The sequence below is a fragment of the Streptomyces sp. NPDC050416 genome (genome assembly GCF_044458845.1).
Lineage (GTDB): Bacteria > Actinomycetota > Actinomycetes > Streptomycetales > Streptomycetaceae > Streptomyces.
The window spans coordinates 178652-196863 of sequence record NZ_JBITII010000014.1; the positions used below are offsets into that span (position 1 = coordinate 178652).

Consider the following 18212-nt stretch of genomic DNA (forward strand, 5'->3'; position numbering starts at 1 on the left):
CGTTTCCGTTGCACGGCGCGCGCCGGGTTCCCGCCCTGGGCGGGGCACCCCGGTGCGCGCCGGGTCACCGACATCTGGGACATTTTTCTATGCGCACCAAGACCTTCGCCGCGGCCGCCCTGCTCGCCGCGGCCTCCCTGACCCTGACCGCCTGCGGCAGCGGCAACGACAGCGACAAGCCCGCCGCCGTCGTCTCGGAGCAGGCCGGCAGCGAGAAGGCCGCCACCGTCCTCGACAAGCCGTTCGAGAAGCCGGACCTGGTCCTCACCGACACCCAGGGCAAGAAGTACGACCTCCGCAAGGAGACCGAGGGCAAGCCCACGCTGATCTACTTCGGCTACACCCACTGCCCCGACGTGTGCCCGTCGACGATGAGCAACATCGCCGTGGCCAAGAAGCAGCTGCCCAAGGCCGAACAGAACGAACTGCGCGTCGTGTTCGTCACCACCGACCCGGACCGCGACAAGCCGGCCGAGCTCGGCAAGTGGCTCAAGGGCATCGACCCCCAGTTCATCGGCCTCACCGGCGACTTCCCGACCATCCAGGCCGGCGCCCGTACCCTCGGCATCTCCATCGACCCGCCGCACAAGGACAAGAACGGCAAGATCATCTCCGAGCACGGCACCCAGGTCATCGCCTTCTCGCCGAAGACCGACGGCGGCTATGTGCTCTACGGCGAGGACGCCACCGTCGACGACTACACCAAGGACCTCCCCAAGATCGTCAAGGGGGAGAACCCGTGAGGCGGCGACTCCGCCCGGCGGCCCTCGTCATAGCCGGGGCACTGGCCCTGGCGGGCTGCGGTGGCTCGGACTCGGACTCCGGGGACTCCGGTTCCGGCAGCGGTAAGGCGGAACTCTCCGTGGGCTCCGCGTACATGCCGCAGCCCGTCTCCGACGAGATGGCGGCCGGTTTCTTCACCGTCACCAACAAAGGCGGGGCCGCCGACGAGCTGACCTCGGTCACCAGCGACGTCGCCGGGCAGGTCACCGTGCACGAGACCGTCGGCTCGGCCATGCAGGAGGTCAAGAGCCTGAAGGTCCCCGCCCACGGCGAACTCGTGCTGAAGAGCGGCGGCAACCATCTGATGTTCGAACAGCTGAAGCGCAAGCCGAAGGAAGGCCAGACGGTCTCCGTCGAGCTCCACTTCGTCCACTCCGGCCCGGTCAGGGTCGAGATGCCGGTGAAGTCGGCGACCTACACCCCGAAGACCGGACACTGAGGGAGGGACCACAGTGACGCAGACCATCGCCCCCCGCGTCCGGACCGTGGTGCTGCTGCTCCTGGCCGCGGCCTGCGCACTCCTGGCCGGTGCCGGACCGGCCTCCGCGCACGCCGCGGTGACCGGCAGCGACCCCGCGCAGGGGGCGGTGGTCGACAAGGCCCCGGCCCGGATCTCGCTCACCTTCTCCGAGCAGGTCGCGCTGTCCGACGACTCGCTGCGCGTACTCGACCCCGAGGGCAAGCGCGTCGACGCGGGCAAGCCCTCCAACGTCAGCGGCACGACCTACGCGGTGCGGCTCCATTCCGGCCTGCCCGACGGCACCTACACGGTCGCCTACCAGGTGGTGTCCGCGGACAGCCATCCCGTCGCCGGCGCCTACACCTTCTCCATCGGTGCCCCCTCCAAGACGTCCGTGTCGGTCTCCGGGCAGAACGCCGACGACGGCCTGGTCGGCTGGCTGTACGGCTTCGGGCGGTACGTGTCCTACGCCGGGTTCATCGTGCTGGCGGGTGGCGCCGCCTTCGTCCTCGCCTGCTGGCCACGCGGCTCCGGAGTGCGGCCCGTGCAGCGGTTCGTCGTCTCCGGGTGGCTCGCGCTCACCGCCGCCACCCTCGCCCTGCTGCTCCTGCGCGGCTCCTTCACCGGCTCCGGGAAGGTCGCCGACGTCTTCGACCTGTCCCTGCTCGGGCAGGTGCTCCAGACCAAGACCGGCGCCGCCCTGGTGTCCCGGCTGCTGCTGCTCGCGGCGGCGGCACTGTTCATCGCCGTGCTGTTCGGGGCGTACGACAAGCGGGAGGACCCCCAGGAGAAGCGGGACCTGACCTTCGGGCTCGCCATCGGCGGCGTCGTCGTGGCGGCCGGGCTCGCCGCCAGCTGGGCGATGTCCGAGCACGCCTCGGTCGGACTCCAGGCGGGCATCGCCATGCCGGTCGACGTCCTCCATCTGCTCGCCGTCGCCGCGTGGCTCGGCGGGCTGGGCGCGCTGCTGGTCGCCCTGTACCGGGCACCGGCCGACGCTCCCGTCGACGCGTCGGCCGTACGCCGCTTCTCCCGCGTCGCCTTCGGCAGCGTCCTCGCGCTGATCGCGACCGGGACGTACCAGTCCTGGCGCCAGCTCGGCTCCTGGTCGGCCTTCACCGACACCCGCTACGGACTGCTGCTCCTCGCCAAGATCGGCCTCGTGGCCGTCCTGGTCGGCGTCGCGTGGATCTCGCGACGGTGGACCGGGCGGCTGGCCGAGACGGTGCCGGCAGCGGCGGAGCGGGAGAAGGCGCCGGTCGGAGCCATGGCCGATGCTCCCGGCGCAGCCATGGCGGATGCCCCCGCCGGAGTGGGGGCCGATGACTCCGCCGGAGCAGGGGCCGATGCCTCAGGTGACCCGCCCGGCGGCGCCGAGTCCGCCGTGACCGGCGGCGACCGGCCCGGCACGGGCACAGAGACCGGCTCCGACGCCGGTGAGCAGCCCGGCTCCGAGCCCGCCGGCACCGAGCGGGCCGCGCAGCTCGCCCGGCAGCGGGCCGCCCGGGACGCCGCCCGCCAGAAGCGGCTGCGGGATGCCGACCCCGACCGCTTCGGGCTGCGCCGCTCCGTCCTGGCCGAGGCCGGCATCGCGGTCGTCCTGCTCGCCGTCACCACCGTCCTCACCCAGACCGAGCCCGGACGCACGGTGGAGGAGGCCAAGGCGGCCACGTCGTCCTCCGCGTCCACCTCGCCCGACACGGGCGCGTCCGGGGCGCTGACCCTGAACATGCCCTTCGACACCGGCGGCAAGGACGGCAAGGGCATCGTCACGGTCGACCTCGACCCCGCACGCGTGGGCGACAACGAGATGCACGTCTACGTGGAGAGGCCCGACGGCCGGGCCTTCGACATCCCCGAGGTGAAGGTCGACTTCACCCTCAAAGCCAAAAACCTCGGGCCGCTGCCCGTAGTCCCCGATCACCTCGCAACCGGACACTGGTCGGCGAACGGAGTGCAGATCCCCATGGCCGGCGACTGGAAGGTCGACGTGACCGTGCGGACCTCCGACATCGACGAGGTGACCGTCTCCAAGAACGCTCAGATCGGCTGAACCACCATGGCTGACCAGTCCATTCCGGAAACCCGCACTCCCCGTACCACCCCGGCGGAGACCGAAGCGGCCTCGGCCGGCGACGGCATCTCACGGCGACGCCTGCTCGGCACCGCCGGTGCCACCGGGCTCGTGCTCGGCACGGCGGGCGCAGCGGTCGGATACGCCGCCGCCCCCTCCGATGCCGCCGCTCCTCTCACCTCACTCGGCACCGACCGGGCGATGTTTCACGGGAAACATCAGCCCGGCATCACCGACGGCCTCCAGGCCCGCGGCCATCTCATCGCCTTCGACCTGGCTGCGGGCGCCGGCCGCAAGGAAGCCGCCGCCCTGCTGCGCCGCTGGTCGCAGACGGCCCGGCGGCTGATGGCGGGCGAGCCGAGCCCGCACGACGACACCGACGTGGCCCGCGACGCCGGTCCCTCGTCGCTGACGATCACCTTCGGCTTCGGCCACAGTTTCTTCGGCAGGACCGGCCTGGAGAAGCAGCGCCCGACCGCCCTGGACCCGCTGCCCGAGTTTTCCTCCGACCACCTCGACAAGAACCGCAGCAACGGCGACCTGTGGGTGCAGATCGGCGCCAACGACGCCCTTGTGGCCTTCCATGCCCTGCGCGCGATCCAGAAGGACGCGGGCTCGGCGGCCCGGGTCCGCTGGCAGATGAACGGCTTCAACCGCTCGCCGGGTGCCACCGCCCACCCCATGACCGCCCGCAACCTGATGGGCCAGATCGACGGCACCCGCAATCCGAAGCCGTCCGAGCCCGACTTCGAGCAGCGGATCTTCGTGCCGGAGAAGGCCGAACCGGCCTGGATGGCGAACGGCTCCTACGCCGTCGTACGCCGGATCCGCATGCTCCTGGACGACTGGGAGAAGCTCTCCGTCAAGGCGCAGGAAGACGTGATCGGCCGCCGCAAGTCCGACGGGGCGGCCCTGTCCGGCGGCACCGAGACGACCGCGATGGACCTGGAGAAGACGGACGCCAAGGGCAACCTCGTCGTCCCGATCAACGCCCATGCCCGGATCACCCGGCCCGACCAGAACGGCGGCGCTGCGATGCTCCGCCGCCCGTTCTCCTTCCACGACGGCATCGACCAGGACGGCGTCCCGGACGCGGGCCTGCTCTTCATCTGCTGGCAGGCCGACCCGCTGCGCGGCTTCGTGCCGGTGCAGCGCAAGCTCGACCGCGGAGACGCCCTGTCGCAGTTCATCCGGCACGAGTCGAGCGGGCTGTTCGCGGTGCCCGGTGGGGCCCCGGAGGGCGAGTACGTGGGGCAGAAGTTGCTCGAGGGGTGAGAGTCGAGCCGTGTGCGGGTTGTGGGGCATAGCGCTTCCGCAAGCCCATTAGGGTGAGGTCATGCCAGCGAGCTATGCGTATCTCGGCCCCGAGGGCACCTTCACCGAAGTCGCCCTGCGCACGCTTCCCGAGGCCGCCACCCGGGAGCTCATCCCGTACGTGTCCGTCCAGTCCGCGCTCGACGCGGTACGCGCCGGCGAGGCCGAGGCCGCGTTCGTGCCGATCGAGAACTCCGTCGAGGGCGGCATCACCACCACCCTCGACGAGCTGGTCGCCGGCGCGCCGCTGATGATCTACCGCGAGGTGCTGCTGTCGATCACCTTCGCGCTGCTGGTCCGCCCGGGCACGAAGCTGTCGGACATCAAGACGGTCTCCGCCCACCCGGCCGCCCAGCCGCAGGTGCGCAACTGGCTGAAGAAGCACCTGCCGGACGCCCACTGGGAGTCGGCCGCCTCGAACGCGGACGCCGCCCGGCTGGTCCAGGAGGGCCAGTACGACGCCGCCTTCGCCGGCGAGTTCGCCGCCGCCCGCTACGGCCTGGAGGCCCTGGAGACCGGAATCCACGACGCGGAGAACGCCCAGACGCGCTTCGTGCTGGTCGGCCGGCCCGCCCGGCCGGCGGCGCCCACCGGCGCGGACAAGACCTCCGTCGTGCTCTGGCAGCGCGACGACCACCCCGGCGGCCTGCGCGATCTGCTGGGCGAGTTCGCCACCCGCGGCATCAACCTGATGCTGCTCCAGTCCCGGCCCACCGGCGCGGGCATCGGCAACTACTGCTTCTGCATCGACGCCGAGGGCCATATCTCCGACCGCCGGGTGGCCGAGGCCCTGATGGGCCTGAAGCGGATCTGCCTCCAGGTGCGCTACCTCGGCTCCTATCCGCGCGCGGACATGGAGCCCGGGGATGTCCAGCCCCCGCGGCTGGGGACGTCGGACGACGAGTTCGTGGCGGCGGCTGACTGGGTCGCGCGGTGCCAGGACGGCCGGTTCTAGCCCGGTACGCAGCGGGTCCCAGGGCGGTCGTACCTGCTGATTGTCGTTGTCCACAGAAGTTATCCACAGGCCGGGTTCTCGACCTGGGGACAAGTCGACAACGAAGCGTGAGTCAGTCGACAAATCGCCCTACAGCCCTCCGATGCGCCCATCGACGGGCAGGTCACCCTTCGTCCACCGTTTCCCCTTGCGTAACTCTTCCGGGTGACCCATTTCCACTCGAAAGTGAGGGTAGAGCGGGTTTGCATCGGGAATTCTTCGGCGTGACAGGGTCTTCCGGAGTGATCAATTCCGAAGTCCACAGATCTCCCCCACAGCCTGTGGATAACTTTTCGGCGCGCGTGGACCCCTGTGGACAACCGGAGTGCAAGTCCCGCTCCCCGCAAGGGATTCGAGTCAATGCCGCGCCCTGCGGATGCCTCGTTCCGGGGAGAGGCGGTCGGTTTATTGACACAGTGCGCAATTCACGCATAGCGGTACGTAAGCCACACCTGAATAGTGAGTCGTGGACGGTCACCCCGCACCGGTAGCCTTGAGCACGTGATTGACCTTCGCCTGCTCCGTGAGGACCCCGACCGTGTGCGCGCGTCCCAGCGCGCCCGTGGAGAGGACGTCGCGCTCGTCGACTCCCTCCTGTCTGCCGACGAGCGGCGCAGGTCATCCGGCGTCCGCTTCGACGAGCTGCGCGCCGAGCAGAAGGCGCTCGGCAAGCTCATCCCCAAGGCGTCCGGGGACGAGAAGGCCGAGCTGCTGAAGAAGGCGAGCCAGCTCGCCGCCGACGTCAAGGCCGCCGACGCGGAACGCGACTCCGCCGCCGCCGAGACCCAGGAGCTGCTCCAGAAGCTCGGCAACCTCGTCCACCCGGACGTGCCCGTGGGCGGCGAGGAGGACTTCGTCACGCTGGAGACGCACGGCACGATCCGCGACTTCGCCGCCGACGGCTTCGAGCCCCGGGACCACCTGGAGCTCGGCCAGATCCTCGGCGCGATCGACGTGGAGCGGGGCGCCAAGGTCTCCGGCTCACGCTTCTACTTCCTGACGGGCGTGGGCGCCCTGCTGGAGCTCGCCCTGGTGAACGCGGCGATGGCCCAGGCCACCGCGGCCGGCTTCACGCCGATGCTGACCCCGGCCCTGGTGCGCCCCCAGTCCATGGCGGGCACCGGCTTCCTCGGCCAGGCCGCCCAGGACGTCTACCACCTCGCCGACGACGACCTCTACCTCGTCGGCACCTCCGAGGTCGCGCTCGCGGCGTACCACATGGACGAGATCCTCGACGCCGACCGCCTCCCGCTGCGCTACGCGGGCTTCTCGCCCTGCTTCCGCCGCGAGGCCGGCTCGCACGGCAAGGACACCCGGGGCATCTTCCGCGTGCACCAGTTCGACAAGGTCGAGATGTTCTCCTACGTCGCCCCGGAGGACTCGCAGGCCGAGCACCAGCGGCTGCTGGAGTGGGAGAAGCAGTGGCTGACCTCACTGGAGCTGCCGTTCCGGGTCATCGACGTCGCCTCCGCCGACCTCGGCTCCTCGGCCGCCCGCAAGTTCGACTGCGAGGCGTGGATCCCGACCCAGGGCAAGTACCGCGAGCTGACCTCGACCTCGGACTGCACCGAATTCCAGTCCCGGCGCCTGTCGATCCGCGTCCGTGAGGGCAAGCAGGTCCGCCCGCTGGCCACGCTCAACGGCACGCTGTGCGCCGTGCCGCGCACGATCGTGGCGATCCTGGAGAACCACCAGCAGGCCGACGGCTCGGTGCGGGTGCCCGAGGTGCTGCGCCCGTACCTGGGCGGCCGGGAGGTCCTGGAGCCGGTGGCCAAGTGACCACCACCGGTTTCCCGTACCAGCTGATCGCCACCGACCTCGACGGGACGCTGCTGCGTTCCGACGAGTCGGTGTCGCCCCGCACCCGTGAGGCGCTCGCCGCGGCCACCGCGGCGGGCGCCGCGCACATCGTCGTCACCGGCCGCGCGGCCCCGTGGACCCGGCACATCCTCGACGACCTCGGCTACCGGGGACTGGCCGTCTGCGGCCAGGGCGCGCAGGTGTACGACGCCGGCGCCCACCGGCTGCTGACGTCGGTGACGCTGGACCGGCAGCTGGCCGGGGTGGCGCTGGCCAAGATCGAGGCGGAGGTCGGCCCGCTGTATGTGGCGGCGAGCCGCGACGGCCTGGACGGCGAGGTGATGGTGGGTCCCGGGTACGCGGTCCACGGCAACCTGCCCGCGACGCCGTTCACGGACGCGTCGGACCTGTGGGCCGCCCCTTTGAACAAGCTGTACATCCAGCACCCGACGCTCTCGGACGACGAGCTGTGCGAGGTGGCCACGCGCACCGCCGGCGGTTTCGTCACCGTCGTCATGGCGGGCAAGGGCATCGTCGAACTCCTGCCCCTGGGCCTGTCCAAGGCGACCGGCCTGTCCCTGGCGGCCCGCCGGCTCAAGGTGAAGGCGGCCGACACGATCGCCTTCGGCGACATGCCCAACGACATACCGATGTTCGCCTGGGCCTCCTACGGTGTCGCGATGGCGGACGCCCATGAGGAACTGAAGGCGGTGGCCGACGAGGTGACGTCCTCGAACGAGGAGGACGGGATCGCGGTGGTACTGGAGCGGTTGCTGGGCTGAACCTTCGTGTCGCGCGGGTGCGGCGGAGGATGCACGGATCGAACGTGCGCGGGCCTTTCAGCCCGACCATGACGCGCATTTGATCGAACACAGCGCAAGCCAGTGCCTTACCACTCGGCCAATCCTCCGGGTGGGCGGCCTCACGCGATGTGCGATTCGCGTGCTCGAAGCGGCCGCCCCGGGCAGCTCCCCGTGCGGGGCGGGCTCTACGGAGGGTAGCGAATTACTCCGGAACCCGCCGCGGGCTGCCCTGACGGGAGCTGGACGTACTGCCGTGCATGGACATCGTCCGGCTCCTCTCCCAGAACGTGACGCCGGTCTCATCGCCCGGCAGGGACACGACTACTCTGCCTGCCGGACGAATTGGACGCCACCGATTAAATCGACGGTCGGACGGGGGCCGGTCAGCGCCTGCGCCACCTGCGCCTGCGGGCCTTGCTGAAAAACCAGCCCGCGGGTGGCTCGTCGGAGCGCCAGGGCTGCGGCTCAGGCTCCTCGCGGCGCCAGCGCTCGGCGAGCATCCGGGCGCGGGCGGACGGCTCGGAGGTTCCGGCGGAGCGTATGAACTCCTCGTCCAGGACGACGCCGTCGAGGTCGTCCCAGGCGTCGCCCCCGGACCCGGACCCGGGTGCGGACCGTCCGTGGTCGTCGTACTGAGCCCTCTCGTCCGCCATCCCCGTCCCTCCCAGCCGTCCAACTTCCGTGCGATAGCACTGCATACCGTTCGCCCAGTGTGCCCTGACGGAGGTGAAGCCCCCGTCAGGGCCGGGGCACGTCACTCCTCGCCGGCGAGGGTCAGCGAGCGCAGCTTCTGACCGGCGTACCAGGTGGCCAGCACCGTGACGGCCACCAGCAGCACTGTCGCCGTGGTGAGGCCCACGTCCGAGGTCACCAGGTCGCCGCCGGAGACCTTCTGGGCCACGGCCAGCGCCCACTGCTGGACGCTCAGCGTGCGGGCGCCGGGCACCAGGGAGCCGAACAGGGCCTCCCAGACCAGCGCGTAGACGAGGCCGAACACCACCGCGTGCCGGGAAACCGTGCCGAGCAGCAGGAACAGGGCGGCATACGCGATGGAGGCGACCAGTGCGGCCACCGTGTAGGCGACGGCGATCTGCTGGCCGTTGCCGTTCAGGACGAAGCCGGCGATGAGCGTCGGCACCGCGGAGAACACCATCGTCACCGCGATCGCGACGATCAGCTTGGTGAAGATGATCGTCGGCCGTTTGATCGGCTTGGACAGCAGGTACACCACCGAGCCGTCGTCGATCTCCGGCCCGATCGCGCCGGTTCCGGCGATGACGCCGATGATGGGCACCATGGTGGCGAGGGCGAGTCCGCCGAGCAGGTCCGCCGCCGTCTGGTCGTCCGCCCCGGCGAGGAAGCGCACCACCACCGAGATGGCGATGAGCAGCAGCGGCAGGGCTCCGAGGATGAGGGCCCGGCGCCGGCCGAGCAGGGCCCGGTACGTGAGCCGGGCGACTGTGGGGTCGTACATCAGGGCCTCCTACGCCGCGACGAGATACGAGAAGACGGACTCGAGGGACTCGTCGGACGGCGAGACCGTGAGCAGCCGGATGCCGTGGTCCCTGGCCACCCGCGGCAGCAGGGCCGTGAAGCGGCCGAAGTCGACGGCCTGGACGCGCAGCGCCCCCTCGGCGAGGTCGACCTCGATGCCGGACGTCGACGGGTCGGCGATCAGCGCGGCCGCGAGGGCACGGTCGTCGCTGGAACGCACCAGGTAGCGGTGCGGCCGGTCGGTCATCAGGCGGCGGATCTTGCGGAAGTCGCCGCTGGCGGCGTGCCGGCCGGCGACGACGACCTCGATGTGCCAGGCGAGTTGCTCGACCTCTTCGAGGATGTGGGACGAGAACAGCACCGTGCGGCCCTCGTCGCCCATGCGCCGCAGCAGGTCCATGAGCTGCATGCGCTGGCGCGGGTCCATGCCGTTGAAGGGCTCGTCCAGCAGGAGCAGGGACGGGTCGTGCACCAGGGCGGAGGCCATCTTCACGCGCTGGCGCATGCCCTTGGAGTACGTCTGGATCTTGCGGTCCTGCGCGTACTCCATCTCGACGGTGGCGAGCGCCTTCTGGGCCGCCCTGGCGCCCAGGCCGTGCAGTTCGGCGTTGGCGAGGACGAACTCCTTCCCCGTGAGGAAGTCGTACATCGCCTCCCGCTCGGGGACGACGCCGATCTGCTTGTAGATCTGCTCGTTGCGCCACACGGCCTGGCCGTCGAGGGTGACGGTGCCGGTGGAGGGGGCCAGGAAGCCGCCCATCATGTTGATGAGGGTGGACTTTCCGGCGCCGTTGGGGCCGAGCAGTCCGGTGACGCCGGGGCCGACGGTCATGGTGATGTCGTTGACGGCGACCACGTTGCCGAACCAGCGGGAGACGTGGTCGATGGAGAGCGTGGTCACAGTCCCACCTTCTTGTAGCGGCGCATCAGGAGGCCGTAGCTCGCCGCGATGAGGCCCAGGGCGACGAGGACGTAGACGACGCCCTCGGCGGTGCTCGGGCCCACCCCGCTGGGGGAGGCGGAGGTCGCGCCCAGGAACGCGGACTGCACCCCGTCGACGATCGTGATCGGCGAGAACAGTCCGATCCACGGCACGGCGTCACCGCTGCCCTGTGCGTCGGCGATGGCCTGGAGGGTGGAGACCGCGCCGTAGGTGATGGTCAGCACGGCGATCACGGCCGCGATGCCGAAGCCGCGGCGCGGGGTGAAGGACGCGATGACCAGGCCGATGCCGGCGAAGAGCAGTGAGAGCAGTGCCACGGAGACGAGTCCCTGTGCGAATCCCTTGGTCTGGTCGGCGAAGTCGAGTTTGGCCAGCAGCGCGCCCACGTAGAGCACGAGCAGGGGAGCGGCCGTGAGGATGAACAGCGCCGAGGCGAGCGCCGCGAACTTGGCGCGGACGTAGTCGGCGGTCTCGATGGGCCGCGAGAAGTACAGCGGCACGGTCTTGAAGCGCAGGTCGCGCGAGACGGACTGGGGTGCCTGCGAGGCGACGTACAGGCTGATGACGGCCTGCATGATGATCGCGTAGCGGGTGTAGTCGACGGGCAGGGCGTTGGCCTTGGTGAAGACCGCGACGGCGACCATGATGGCCGCGGGCACGCACATCACCACGAAGAGCAGCATCGGCAGCACCTTGGACTTCACCGAGCGGCCGAGGCCGTAGGCGCCGCGCAGGGACTGCGAGTACAGGGAGCGGCGGGCGTAGGCGCGGCCCAGGCGGGGGCCGTCGTAGCTGCGGTAGCCGATGTTGTGGATTCGGGTCTGGTCGCCCGGCGCCGGGGCGGGTGTGCCCGTGGAGTGCTCAACCGCCATGGCCGACCGCCTCCTTCCGCTGCTCGTGCTGGTCACTGGCCGTGAATACCTCGGAGATGTGGTGCCGGCGCTGCTCCATGCGCACCAGGCCGAGCCCGAGGTCCGCGATCACGTCCCTGACCAGGTCATACGTCTCCTCGCCCTGGGCGGTGAGGAGCAGGATGTGGCCGGCGCCCGGCAGGCCGCTGCCGTCCTCGACGCTCACCCCGCGCGCGTGCAGCGCCTCGCGCATGGCGCGGGTGCCGTCCGGGTGTTCGTCGGTGTCGGTGACCTCGATCGCGAGGGTCGTCGTGGTCTGGGTGAAGTCCGTGGTGGAGCTGGAGCGCAGGAGCTTGCCGCCGTCGACCACGACGACGTGGTCGCAGGTGCGCTCCAGCTCGCCCAGCAGGTGCGAGGTGACCAGGACCGAGATGCCGAAGTCGGTGTGGATCCGGCGGATCAGGCCGAGCATCTCGTCGCGGCCGACCGGGTCGAGGCCGTTGGTCGGCTCGTCGAGGAAGACCAGCTGCGGGTCGTGGACCAGGGCCTGCGCGAGCTTCACGCGCTGCTTCATGCCGGTCGAGTAGCCGCCGATGGGGCGGTAGCGCTCCTCGTACAGACCGACGTGCCGCAGCGTGTCGGCGGTGCGCTCGCGTGCGGCGGTGGGCGGGAGGCCGGACATGCGCGCCATGTGGACGACGAACTCGGTGGCCGAGACGTCCGGCGGCAGGCAGTCGTGCTCGGGCATGTAGCCGACCCGCTCGCGGATGTCGGCGCCCTTGGTGGCGACATCGAGGCCGAGCACTTCGGCGCGGCCCTCGGTGGCGGGGGACAGACCCAGCAGGATCTTGATCAGTGTGGACTTGCCGGCTCCGTTGGCTCCGACGAGTCCGGTCACACCGGGCCCGACGTCCACGGAGAGCCGGTCAAGAGCGGTCACCCTGGGGAACCGCTTGCTCAGGCTTTCGGTCGCGATCACAGTCACGCTTCGAAGGTAGGGGCCGCGCTCGTGGCGGTCGTCACTCCGCAGAGCTGTATTCAGGTCAACCTGGAGTAGTACGGGCCCTTAGGGGACCTGGTTCTTGAGAGTTACCACGACCGGGGAGCCACTATTGACGAACCCTCTAACAACTGCCAGATTCGCCGGATGACGTTGCTCACGGGTGCGCGGGAGCGCAGGGTGCCGGCCGGCGAAGTTGAGCTGTGCGTGGCCGAACTGGGTGATCCGCGACGGCCGACGGTCGTCCTCGTGCACGGTTACCCCGACAGCAAAGAGGTGTGGTCGGAAGTCGCCGAGCGTCTCGCCGAGCACTTCCACGTGGTCGCCTACGACGTCCGCGGCCACGGCCGGTCGACGGCACCGCGCCCGCTGCGGGGCGGGTTCACACTGGAGAAGCTGACGGACGACTTCCTGGCCGTCGCGGACGCGGTCAGCCCGGACCGGCCGGTGCATCTGGTCGGGCACGACTGGGGCTCGGTACAGGGCTGGGAGTTCACCACCGTCGAGCGGACCGAGGGCCGCATCGCCTCCTTCACCTCGATGTCCGGGCCGTCCCTCGACCACTTCGGCCACTGGATCAACAAGCGCGTCAAGCGCCCCACCCCGCGCCGGATCGCCCAGCTCCTCGGGCAGGGCGCCAGGTCCTGGTACGTGTACCTGCTGCAGACGCCCGTGCTGCCCGAGCTGGCCTGGCGCGGCCCGCTCGGCAAGCGCTGGCCCGGGGTTCTGGAGCGCGTCGAGAAAGTGCCCCGGGGTGGTTACCCGACCGCGTCCCTGCCGTCGGACGCGGCACACGGGGCCTGGCTGTACCGGGACAACGTACGGTCCCGGCTGCGCAGGCCACGTACGGACGCGTACGCGCACGCTCCCGTGCAGATCGTGACGCCCCTGGAGGACCGGTTCCTGTCGGAGCGGCTCACCGACGGGCTGGAGCAGTGGGTGCCGCAGTTGACCCGCCGGACGGTTCAGGCGGGGCACTGGATCCCCCGCACCCGTCCCGATCAGCTGGCCACGTGGATCGAGGAGTTCGTGACGTCCGTGGAGAACGGGCGGTCCCCGGTGGCGGCGCGCGGCAGGTACGCCCAGCGGTTCGGCGGGCAGCTCGTGCTGGTCACCGGGGCGGGCAGCGGCATCGGACGGGCGACGGCGCTGGCGTTCGCCGGGAACGGCGCGCGCGTGGTCGCCGTCGACCGGAACGCCGAGGCGGCGGCCCGCACCGCCGAGTCGTCCCGTCTGGCCGGCGCTCCCGAGGCCTGGGCGGAGACGGTCGATGTCTCCGACGAGCAGGCCATGGAGAAGCTCGCCGAGAAGGTCACCGCCGAGTACGGGGTGGTGGACGTCCTCGTGAACAACGCCGGGATCGGACTGTCCGGTTCCTTCTTCGACACCACACCGGAGGACTGGAAGAAGGTCCTCGACGTCAACCTGTGGGGTGTGATCCACGGCTGCCGGCTCTTCGGCCGCCGGATGGCCGGGCGGGGGCAGGGCGGCCACATCGTGAACGTGGCGTCGGCGGCGGCGTACCAGCCGTCCCGGGCACTGCCCGCCTACAGCACCTCCAAGGCTGCCGTGCTGATGCTCAGCGAGTGCCTGCGGGCGGAACTCGCCGGCCGGGGGATAGGCGTGACGGCGGTCTGCCCGGGCTTCGTCAACACCGCCATCACATCCACGGCGCACTTCGCCGGGGTCGACGCGGGCGAGGAGAAGCGGCTCCAGCAGCGTGCCGCCCGTCTGTACGGGCTGCGGAACTACCCGCCGGAGAAGGTCGCCGCCGCGATCCTGCGGGCGGTGGTGCGCAACGAGGCGGTGGTCCCGGTCACGCCGGAGGCGCGGAGCGCTCGCTGGCTGTCGCGGTTCGCGCCGGGGGCACTGCGGGGGATCGCACGGCTGAAGCCGCCGATGTGATGGCAAGTCGCTTGATGTGAGGGACAGTTGTCCACAGGTTCGTCGAATTCGCCTGTGGATAACACCACTTGGCTGTGGATCAAACCTCCAGGGGCAAACTCAATCGCGTGATTCAGGTCTCTCCCGCACCCTGAGAGGATGGACGAAAGACGCACCGTGAAGGTGTCGAAGTACCTCTCGAAGCATCTGCGGCATCAACCGGAACGTATCGGGCTCGCGCTCGACGAGGGTGGCTGGGTCGAGATCGACGCCCTGATCGCCGCAGCCGCCGCCCATGGCTTCCGATTCACCCGCTCCGAGCTGGACCATGTCGTCGCCACCAAGGACAAGCGGCGCTTCGCCATCGAAGGCACCCGGATCCGCGCCAGCCAGGGCCACAGCGTCGAGGTCGACCTCGGGCTGCCGACGGCGACTCCGCCCGCGTACCTCTACCACGGCACCGTCGCCCGCACCCTGGACGCGATCCGGGCCGAGGGGCTCAGGCCGATGAACCGGCATGCCGTGCACCTCTCGCCGGACCGCGAGACGGCGACCCGCGTCGGCGCCCGCCGCGGCCGGCCGGTCGTGCTGGCCGTGGACGCGGCCGCCATGCACCGTGACGGTCATGTCTTCCATGTGAGCGCGAACGGCGTATGGCTCACCCAGGCTGTACCGCCGCGGTATCTGCGCTTTCCCGGACCTCACTGACGTGCTGTGCGGGACGCGCCGCTCACGGTGGCTGTTTCACGTGAAACACAAGCCACCCGCAGCGCTCCCTTAGGCTCGATGCCATGAGTCTGCGTCTGAGCACCGTGATCCTCCCCTATCGCCGCTGGCAGGAAGGCGGTCGTGCGGCCTGGACGCGTGCCGAGCAGCTCGGCTTCCACACCGCGTACACCTACGACCACCTGTCGTGGCGAAGCTTCCGGGACGGCCCCTGGTTCGGTGCCGTACCGACTCTCACCGCCGCCGCGACCAGCACCGACCGGCTGCGGCTGGGCACCCTGGTGACCTCGCCGAACTTCCGGCACCCGGTGACCCTCGCCAAGGAGCTGATCTCCCTCGACGACATCTCCGGCGGGCGGGTGACGCTGGGCATCGGCGCGGGAGGTTCGGGCTTCGACGCCACCGCGCTCGGCCATGAGCCATGGACCCCGCGTGAGCGGGCCGACCGCTTCGCCGAGTTCGTCCCGCTGCTCGACCGGCTGCTCAGCGAGGACGCGGTGTCGTACGAGGGCGACTTCTACTCGGCGCACGAGGCACGGAACATCCCAGGGTGTGTGCAGCGCCCCAGGCTGCCGTTCGCGGTGGCCGCGACCGGGCCGCGCGGCATGCGGCTCGCCGCACGGTTCGGGCAGGCGTGGGTAACCACGGGCGACCCCAAGTTGTACGAGAACGGCACTCCTGAACAGTCGGTTCAGGCCATCCGCGGGCAGGTGGAGAAGCTCGCCGACACCTGTGCCGAGACCGGCCGGGACATGACCGACCTCGACAAGGTCCTGCTCACCGGATTCACCCCGGACCGCGGCGGGCCGCTCCAGTCCCTGGACGCCTTCGTCGACTTCTCCGGCCGGCACATGGAGCTGGGCTTCACGGAGATCGTGATCCACTGGCCCATCCCCGACTCGCCCTTCGCGGCGGACGAGAAGGCCTTCGAGCAGATCGCCATGGAGGCACCGGCGCAGTTGCGCTGAGGGCCTGGCGGTAAGCCCCTCGAAGATCCTGGTGAGGGCGGTACCCACTCACTTGTGCGGACTCCCGCACGCCCGTGCAGGCATATGCGGGACAATGACCGGGTGATCTCAGCGACCCCACAGCCCGATACCGCGGCCGATACCCTCCCTCCGCGGCTGATCGCCACCGACCTCGACGGCACCCTGCTGCGCGACGACAAGTCGGTGTCCCCGCGCACGGTGGCCGCGTTGGCCGCCGCCGAAGAGGCGGGCATAGAGGTCTTCTTCGTCACCGGCCGCCCGGCCCGCTGGATGGACGTCGTGAGCGACCACGTGCACGGCCACGGCCTGGCGATCTGCGGCAACGGCGCCGCCGTGGTCGACCTGCACGGCGGCCCCGGCTCCCACCGGTTCGTGAAGGTACGGGAGCTGGAACGGGCGAACGCGCTGGACGCCGTACGGCTGTTGCGCGACGCGGCACCCGGCACGGTGTACGCCGTGGAGCAGACGTACGGCTTCTACCAGGAACCGGACTACCCGAAGCTGCACATGGAGATCCCCGACAGCCTCGCCCCGGCGGAGGAACTGCTGTCGCCGGACCACCGCGCGGCGGCGGAGCCGGTCCTGAAGATCCTGGCCTACCACCCCGACATGGACCCCGACGCCTTCCTGACCCTGGCCCGGCTCGCCATCGGAGACCGGGCCAACGTCACCCGCTCCAGCCCCAGCGCCCTGCTCGAGATCAGCGGCCCCGGTGTGTCCAAGGCCAGCACGCTCGCCCTGTGCTGCGCCGAGCGCGGCATCTCGCACGAGCAGGTCGTCGCCTTCGGCGACATGCCGAACGACGTCGAGATGCTGACCTGGGCGGGCCGGTCCTACGCGATGGGCAACGCCCACCCTGACGTGATCGCCGCGGCCTCGGGACGGACGGTCGCCAACAACGAGGACGGCGTGGCGGTCGTGATCGAGCAACTGCTCATGGAACTGCCGTAGTTGTCACGGTCAGAGCGACACTCCGCGAGCCGCCAGCCATGACACCGGATTCACGGACGAGCCCATCTCCGGCGTGACCCTGGTCTCGAAGTGCAGGTGCGGACCGGTGGAGTTGCCCGTGGTGCCCGACTGGCCGATCCACTGGCCGGGTTCGACGTGCTCCCCCTGGTCGACCGCGACGGACGCGAGATGGGCGTACTGCGTGTAATAGCCGCCCGCGTGCCTGAGCACGATCTCGATGCCGAAGGCACCTCCGCAGGACACCTTCACGACCCGGCCCGCGCCCACGGCCCGCACCGGCGTGCCGATCGGCACCGCGAAGTCCTGCCCGGTGTGCCGGCTCGACCACCGTGCACCGCCGCTGCCGTAGGACGCGGACAGCTCGTACGTCTCCACGGGTGCGACCCACGCGCTCGTGAACCCCCTTTCCGGCTGGTCGTGCCGCACGGCACCGCGGCACGCCCCGGCGGCGACCGAGGCGTCCGCCTGACCCTGGAGCTGCGAGCGTGCCGTTTCCAGCTTCTGCTCGATGTCCGCCTTGAGGGCCGCGAGTTGGGTGTTCCGCTTCTCCAGCGCCTGCCATTGGGTCGCGGCCTCGGCCTCGTCCGCGGCGAGCCGTGCCTCGGCCCGGCTGCTCTTGGAGATCGCGTTGTTCACGGCGAGATTCGTCTGAGAGAAGGCGTGCTGGCCCCGCATCAGATCGTCGGGGCCGTCGGCGAGGATCATCTGCGCGGCCACCGGCAGGCCACCGCTGGAGCGGTACTGGGCACGGGCGATCCGGCCCAGGTCCTCGTGCAGGGCCGCGATGTGCCGCCGCTGACCGTCCAGGAGTTCCTCGGCCCGCTGGGCTCTGGCCCGTTGCTCCTCGGCCTCCTGGCGCCCCGCCTCGTACTGCTGCGTCGCCACCGCGGCCTCCTCGTACAGCCGCGCCACCTCGGCGCTGAGCGTCGAGTCCCCGCCAGTGCCGCTGTCAGATTCCTTGTGTGCCGCCGTCGGCCGGGCCGCGAGCACCGCCAGCGCGCACAGCAGGAACGGAACGAGCAGCCGATGGCGGCGATATGAGCGCATGTGAGTGATCGTCACCCGGCCCGGCCGCCCTGACCCTGTTGGCCTCGTACGCCCGGGGGACCGGCTGCCCCGAACGGC

At 70.5% G+C, this 18212-nt stretch carries 17 protein-coding genes and 1 tRNA gene; 11 read left to right on the plus strand and 7 right to left on the minus strand.

The genetic code is table 11. The features are described from left to right. Window positions 1-89 precede the first annotated feature (89 nt). From ACIBL4_RS35215 to ACIBL4_RS35245, 7 genes are all read left to right on the plus strand, one after another. Complete coding sequence (locus ACIBL4_RS35215; protein WP_399415847.1) at window positions 90-743, plus strand: SCO family protein; 654 nt, start codon at window positions 90-92, stop codon at window positions 741-743. Continuing rightward, a complete protein-coding gene (locus tag ACIBL4_RS35220; protein ID WP_399415848.1) occupies window positions 740-1222 on the plus strand; it encodes a copper chaperone PCu(A)C in 483 nt (160 codons plus the stop codon). Before ACIBL4_RS35215 ends, ACIBL4_RS35220 begins: the two co-directional genes overlap by 4 nt. A 13-nt stretch (window positions 1223-1235) precedes the next feature. After that, window positions 1236-3296 (plus strand): copper resistance CopC/CopD family protein, encoded by a 2061-nt coding sequence (locus ACIBL4_RS35225; RefSeq protein ID WP_399415849.1) that lies wholly within the window; start codon window positions 1236-1238, stop codon window positions 3294-3296. A gap of 6 nt (window positions 3297-3302) precedes the next feature. Then, window positions 3303-4592 carry an iron uptake transporter deferrochelatase/peroxidase subunit gene (gene efeB, locus ACIBL4_RS35230; protein ID WP_399415850.1) on the plus strand — a complete coding sequence of 430 codons (1290 nt, stop codon included), beginning with the start codon at window positions 3303-3305 and terminating at the stop codon, window positions 4590-4592. A gap of 61 nt (window positions 4593-4653) precedes the next feature. Further along, window positions 4654-5586 carry a prephenate dehydratase gene (gene pheA / locus ACIBL4_RS35235; RefSeq protein WP_356928262.1) on the plus strand — a complete coding sequence of 311 codons (933 nt, stop codon included), beginning with the start codon at window positions 4654-4656 and terminating at the stop codon, window positions 5584-5586. A 540-nt stretch (window positions 5587-6126) separates the two neighbouring features. After that, the gene (gene serS, locus ACIBL4_RS35240) at window positions 6127-7404 is read left to right on the plus strand and encodes a serine--tRNA ligase (RefSeq protein ID WP_399415851.1); all 1278 of its coding nucleotides are present in this window, start codon (window positions 6127-6129) and stop codon (window positions 7402-7404) included. Beyond that, complete coding sequence (locus tag ACIBL4_RS35245; RefSeq protein WP_399415852.1) at window positions 7401-8207, plus strand: HAD family hydrolase; 807 nt, start codon at window positions 7401-7403, stop codon at window positions 8205-8207. Before serS ends, ACIBL4_RS35245 begins: the two co-directional genes overlap by 4 nt. A gap of 23 nt (window positions 8208-8230) precedes the next feature. Here the strand turns inward: ACIBL4_RS35245 and ACIBL4_RS35250 are convergent. From ACIBL4_RS35250 to ACIBL4_RS35275, 6 genes are all read right to left on the minus strand, one after another. Next, window positions 8231-8335: transfer RNA gene (locus ACIBL4_RS35250), tRNA-OTHER, on the minus strand. 276 nt (window positions 8336-8611) lie between these two features. Further along, complete coding sequence (locus ACIBL4_RS35255) at window positions 8612-8881, minus strand: hypothetical protein (RefSeq protein ID WP_399415854.1); 270 nt, start codon at window positions 8879-8881, stop codon at window positions 8612-8614. Window positions 8882-8982: 101 nt separating this feature from the next. Next, window positions 8983-9702, minus strand: a complete 720-nt coding sequence (locus ACIBL4_RS35260) for an ABC transporter permease subunit (protein WP_399415855.1) — start codon at window positions 9700-9702, stop codon at window positions 8983-8985. A 9-nt stretch (window positions 9703-9711) separates the two neighbouring features. Beyond that, a complete protein-coding gene (locus ACIBL4_RS35265) occupies window positions 9712-10623 on the minus strand; it encodes an ABC transporter ATP-binding protein (RefSeq protein ID WP_399415856.1) in 912 nt (303 codons plus the stop codon). Then, window positions 10620-11537: an ABC transporter permease gene (locus ACIBL4_RS35270; protein WP_399415858.1), complete on the minus strand. Its 918-nt coding sequence runs from the start codon at window positions 11535-11537 to the stop codon at window positions 10620-10622. The genes ACIBL4_RS35265 and ACIBL4_RS35270 overlap by 4 nt, the downstream gene beginning before the upstream one ends. Continuing rightward, window positions 11527-12495, minus strand: coding sequence for an ABC transporter ATP-binding protein (locus ACIBL4_RS35275; RefSeq protein WP_399415905.1), 969 nt, complete (start codon window positions 12493-12495; stop codon window positions 11527-11529). The genes ACIBL4_RS35270 and ACIBL4_RS35275 overlap by 11 nt, the downstream gene beginning before the upstream one ends. 168 nt (window positions 12496-12663) lie before the next feature. Between ACIBL4_RS35275 and ACIBL4_RS35280 the strand changes: the two genes are divergently transcribed. The 4 genes from ACIBL4_RS35280 (at window position 12664) to ACIBL4_RS35295 (ending at window position 17066) form a co-directional block, all read left to right on the plus strand. Next, window positions 12664-14421 (plus strand): SDR family oxidoreductase, encoded by a 1758-nt coding sequence (locus tag ACIBL4_RS35280; RefSeq protein WP_399415859.1) that lies wholly within the window; start codon window positions 12664-12666, stop codon window positions 14419-14421. Between the two features lie 138 nt (window positions 14422-14559). Continuing rightward, on the plus strand, window positions 14560-15108 hold the full coding sequence (locus ACIBL4_RS35285; RefSeq protein ID WP_399415861.1) for an RNA 2'-phosphotransferase: 549 nt from the start codon (window positions 14560-14562) through the stop codon (window positions 15106-15108). 83 nt (window positions 15109-15191) lie between these two features. Further along, complete coding sequence (locus ACIBL4_RS35290; protein ID WP_399415862.1) at window positions 15192-16094, plus strand: LLM class flavin-dependent oxidoreductase; 903 nt, start codon at window positions 15192-15194, stop codon at window positions 16092-16094. Window positions 16095-16178: 84 nt separating this feature from the next. Continuing rightward, window positions 16179-17066 (plus strand): Cof-type HAD-IIB family hydrolase, encoded by an 888-nt coding sequence (locus ACIBL4_RS35295; protein ID WP_399415863.1) that lies wholly within the window; start codon window positions 16179-16181, stop codon window positions 17064-17066. 9 nt (window positions 17067-17075) lie between these two features. Here ACIBL4_RS35295 and ACIBL4_RS35300 read toward each other — a convergent pair whose 3' ends face one another. Continuing rightward, window positions 17076-18134 (minus strand): peptidoglycan DD-metalloendopeptidase family protein, encoded by a 1059-nt coding sequence (locus ACIBL4_RS35300; protein ID WP_399415864.1) that lies wholly within the window; start codon window positions 18132-18134, stop codon window positions 17076-17078. Between the last annotated feature and the right edge of the window lie 78 nt (window positions 18135-18212).

Bases quoted from the DNA above. Each gene is read 5' to 3' on its own strand.
- ACIBL4_RS35215 (WP_399415847.1), top strand. From the start codon at position 90: ATGCGCACCAAGACCTTCGCCGCGGCCGCCCTGCTCGCCGCGGCCTCC.
- efeB (WP_399415850.1), top strand. From the start codon at position 3,303: ATGGCTGACCAGTCCATTCCGGAAACCCGCACTCCCCGTACCACCCCG.
- pheA (WP_356928262.1), top strand. From the start codon at position 4,654: ATGCCAGCGAGCTATGCGTATCTCGGCCCCGAGGGCACCTTCACCGAA.
- ACIBL4_RS35255 (WP_399415854.1), bottom strand. From the start codon at position 8,881: ATGGCGGACGAGAGGGCTCAGTACGACGACCACGGACGGTCCGCACCC.
- ACIBL4_RS35260 (WP_399415855.1), bottom strand. From the start codon at position 9,702: ATGTACGACCCCACAGTCGCCCGGCTCACGTACCGGGCCCTGCTCGGC.
- ACIBL4_RS35270 (WP_399415858.1), bottom strand. From the start codon at position 11,537: ATGGCGGTTGAGCACTCCACGGGCACACCCGCCCCGGCGCCGGGCGAC.
- ACIBL4_RS35280 (WP_399415859.1), top strand. From the start codon at position 12,664: ATGACGTTGCTCACGGGTGCGCGGGAGCGCAGGGTGCCGGCCGGCGAA.
- ACIBL4_RS35285 (WP_399415861.1), top strand. From the start codon at position 14,560: ATGGACGAAAGACGCACCGTGAAGGTGTCGAAGTACCTCTCGAAGCAT.
- ACIBL4_RS35290 (WP_399415862.1), top strand. From the start codon at position 15,192: ATGAGTCTGCGTCTGAGCACCGTGATCCTCCCCTATCGCCGCTGGCAG.
- ACIBL4_RS35295 (WP_399415863.1), top strand. From the start codon at position 16,179: ATGCGGGACAATGACCGGGTGATCTCAGCGACCCCACAGCCCGATACC.
- ACIBL4_RS35300 (WP_399415864.1), bottom strand. From the start codon at position 18,134: ATGCGCTCATATCGCCGCCATCGGCTGCTCGTTCCGTTCCTGCTGTGC.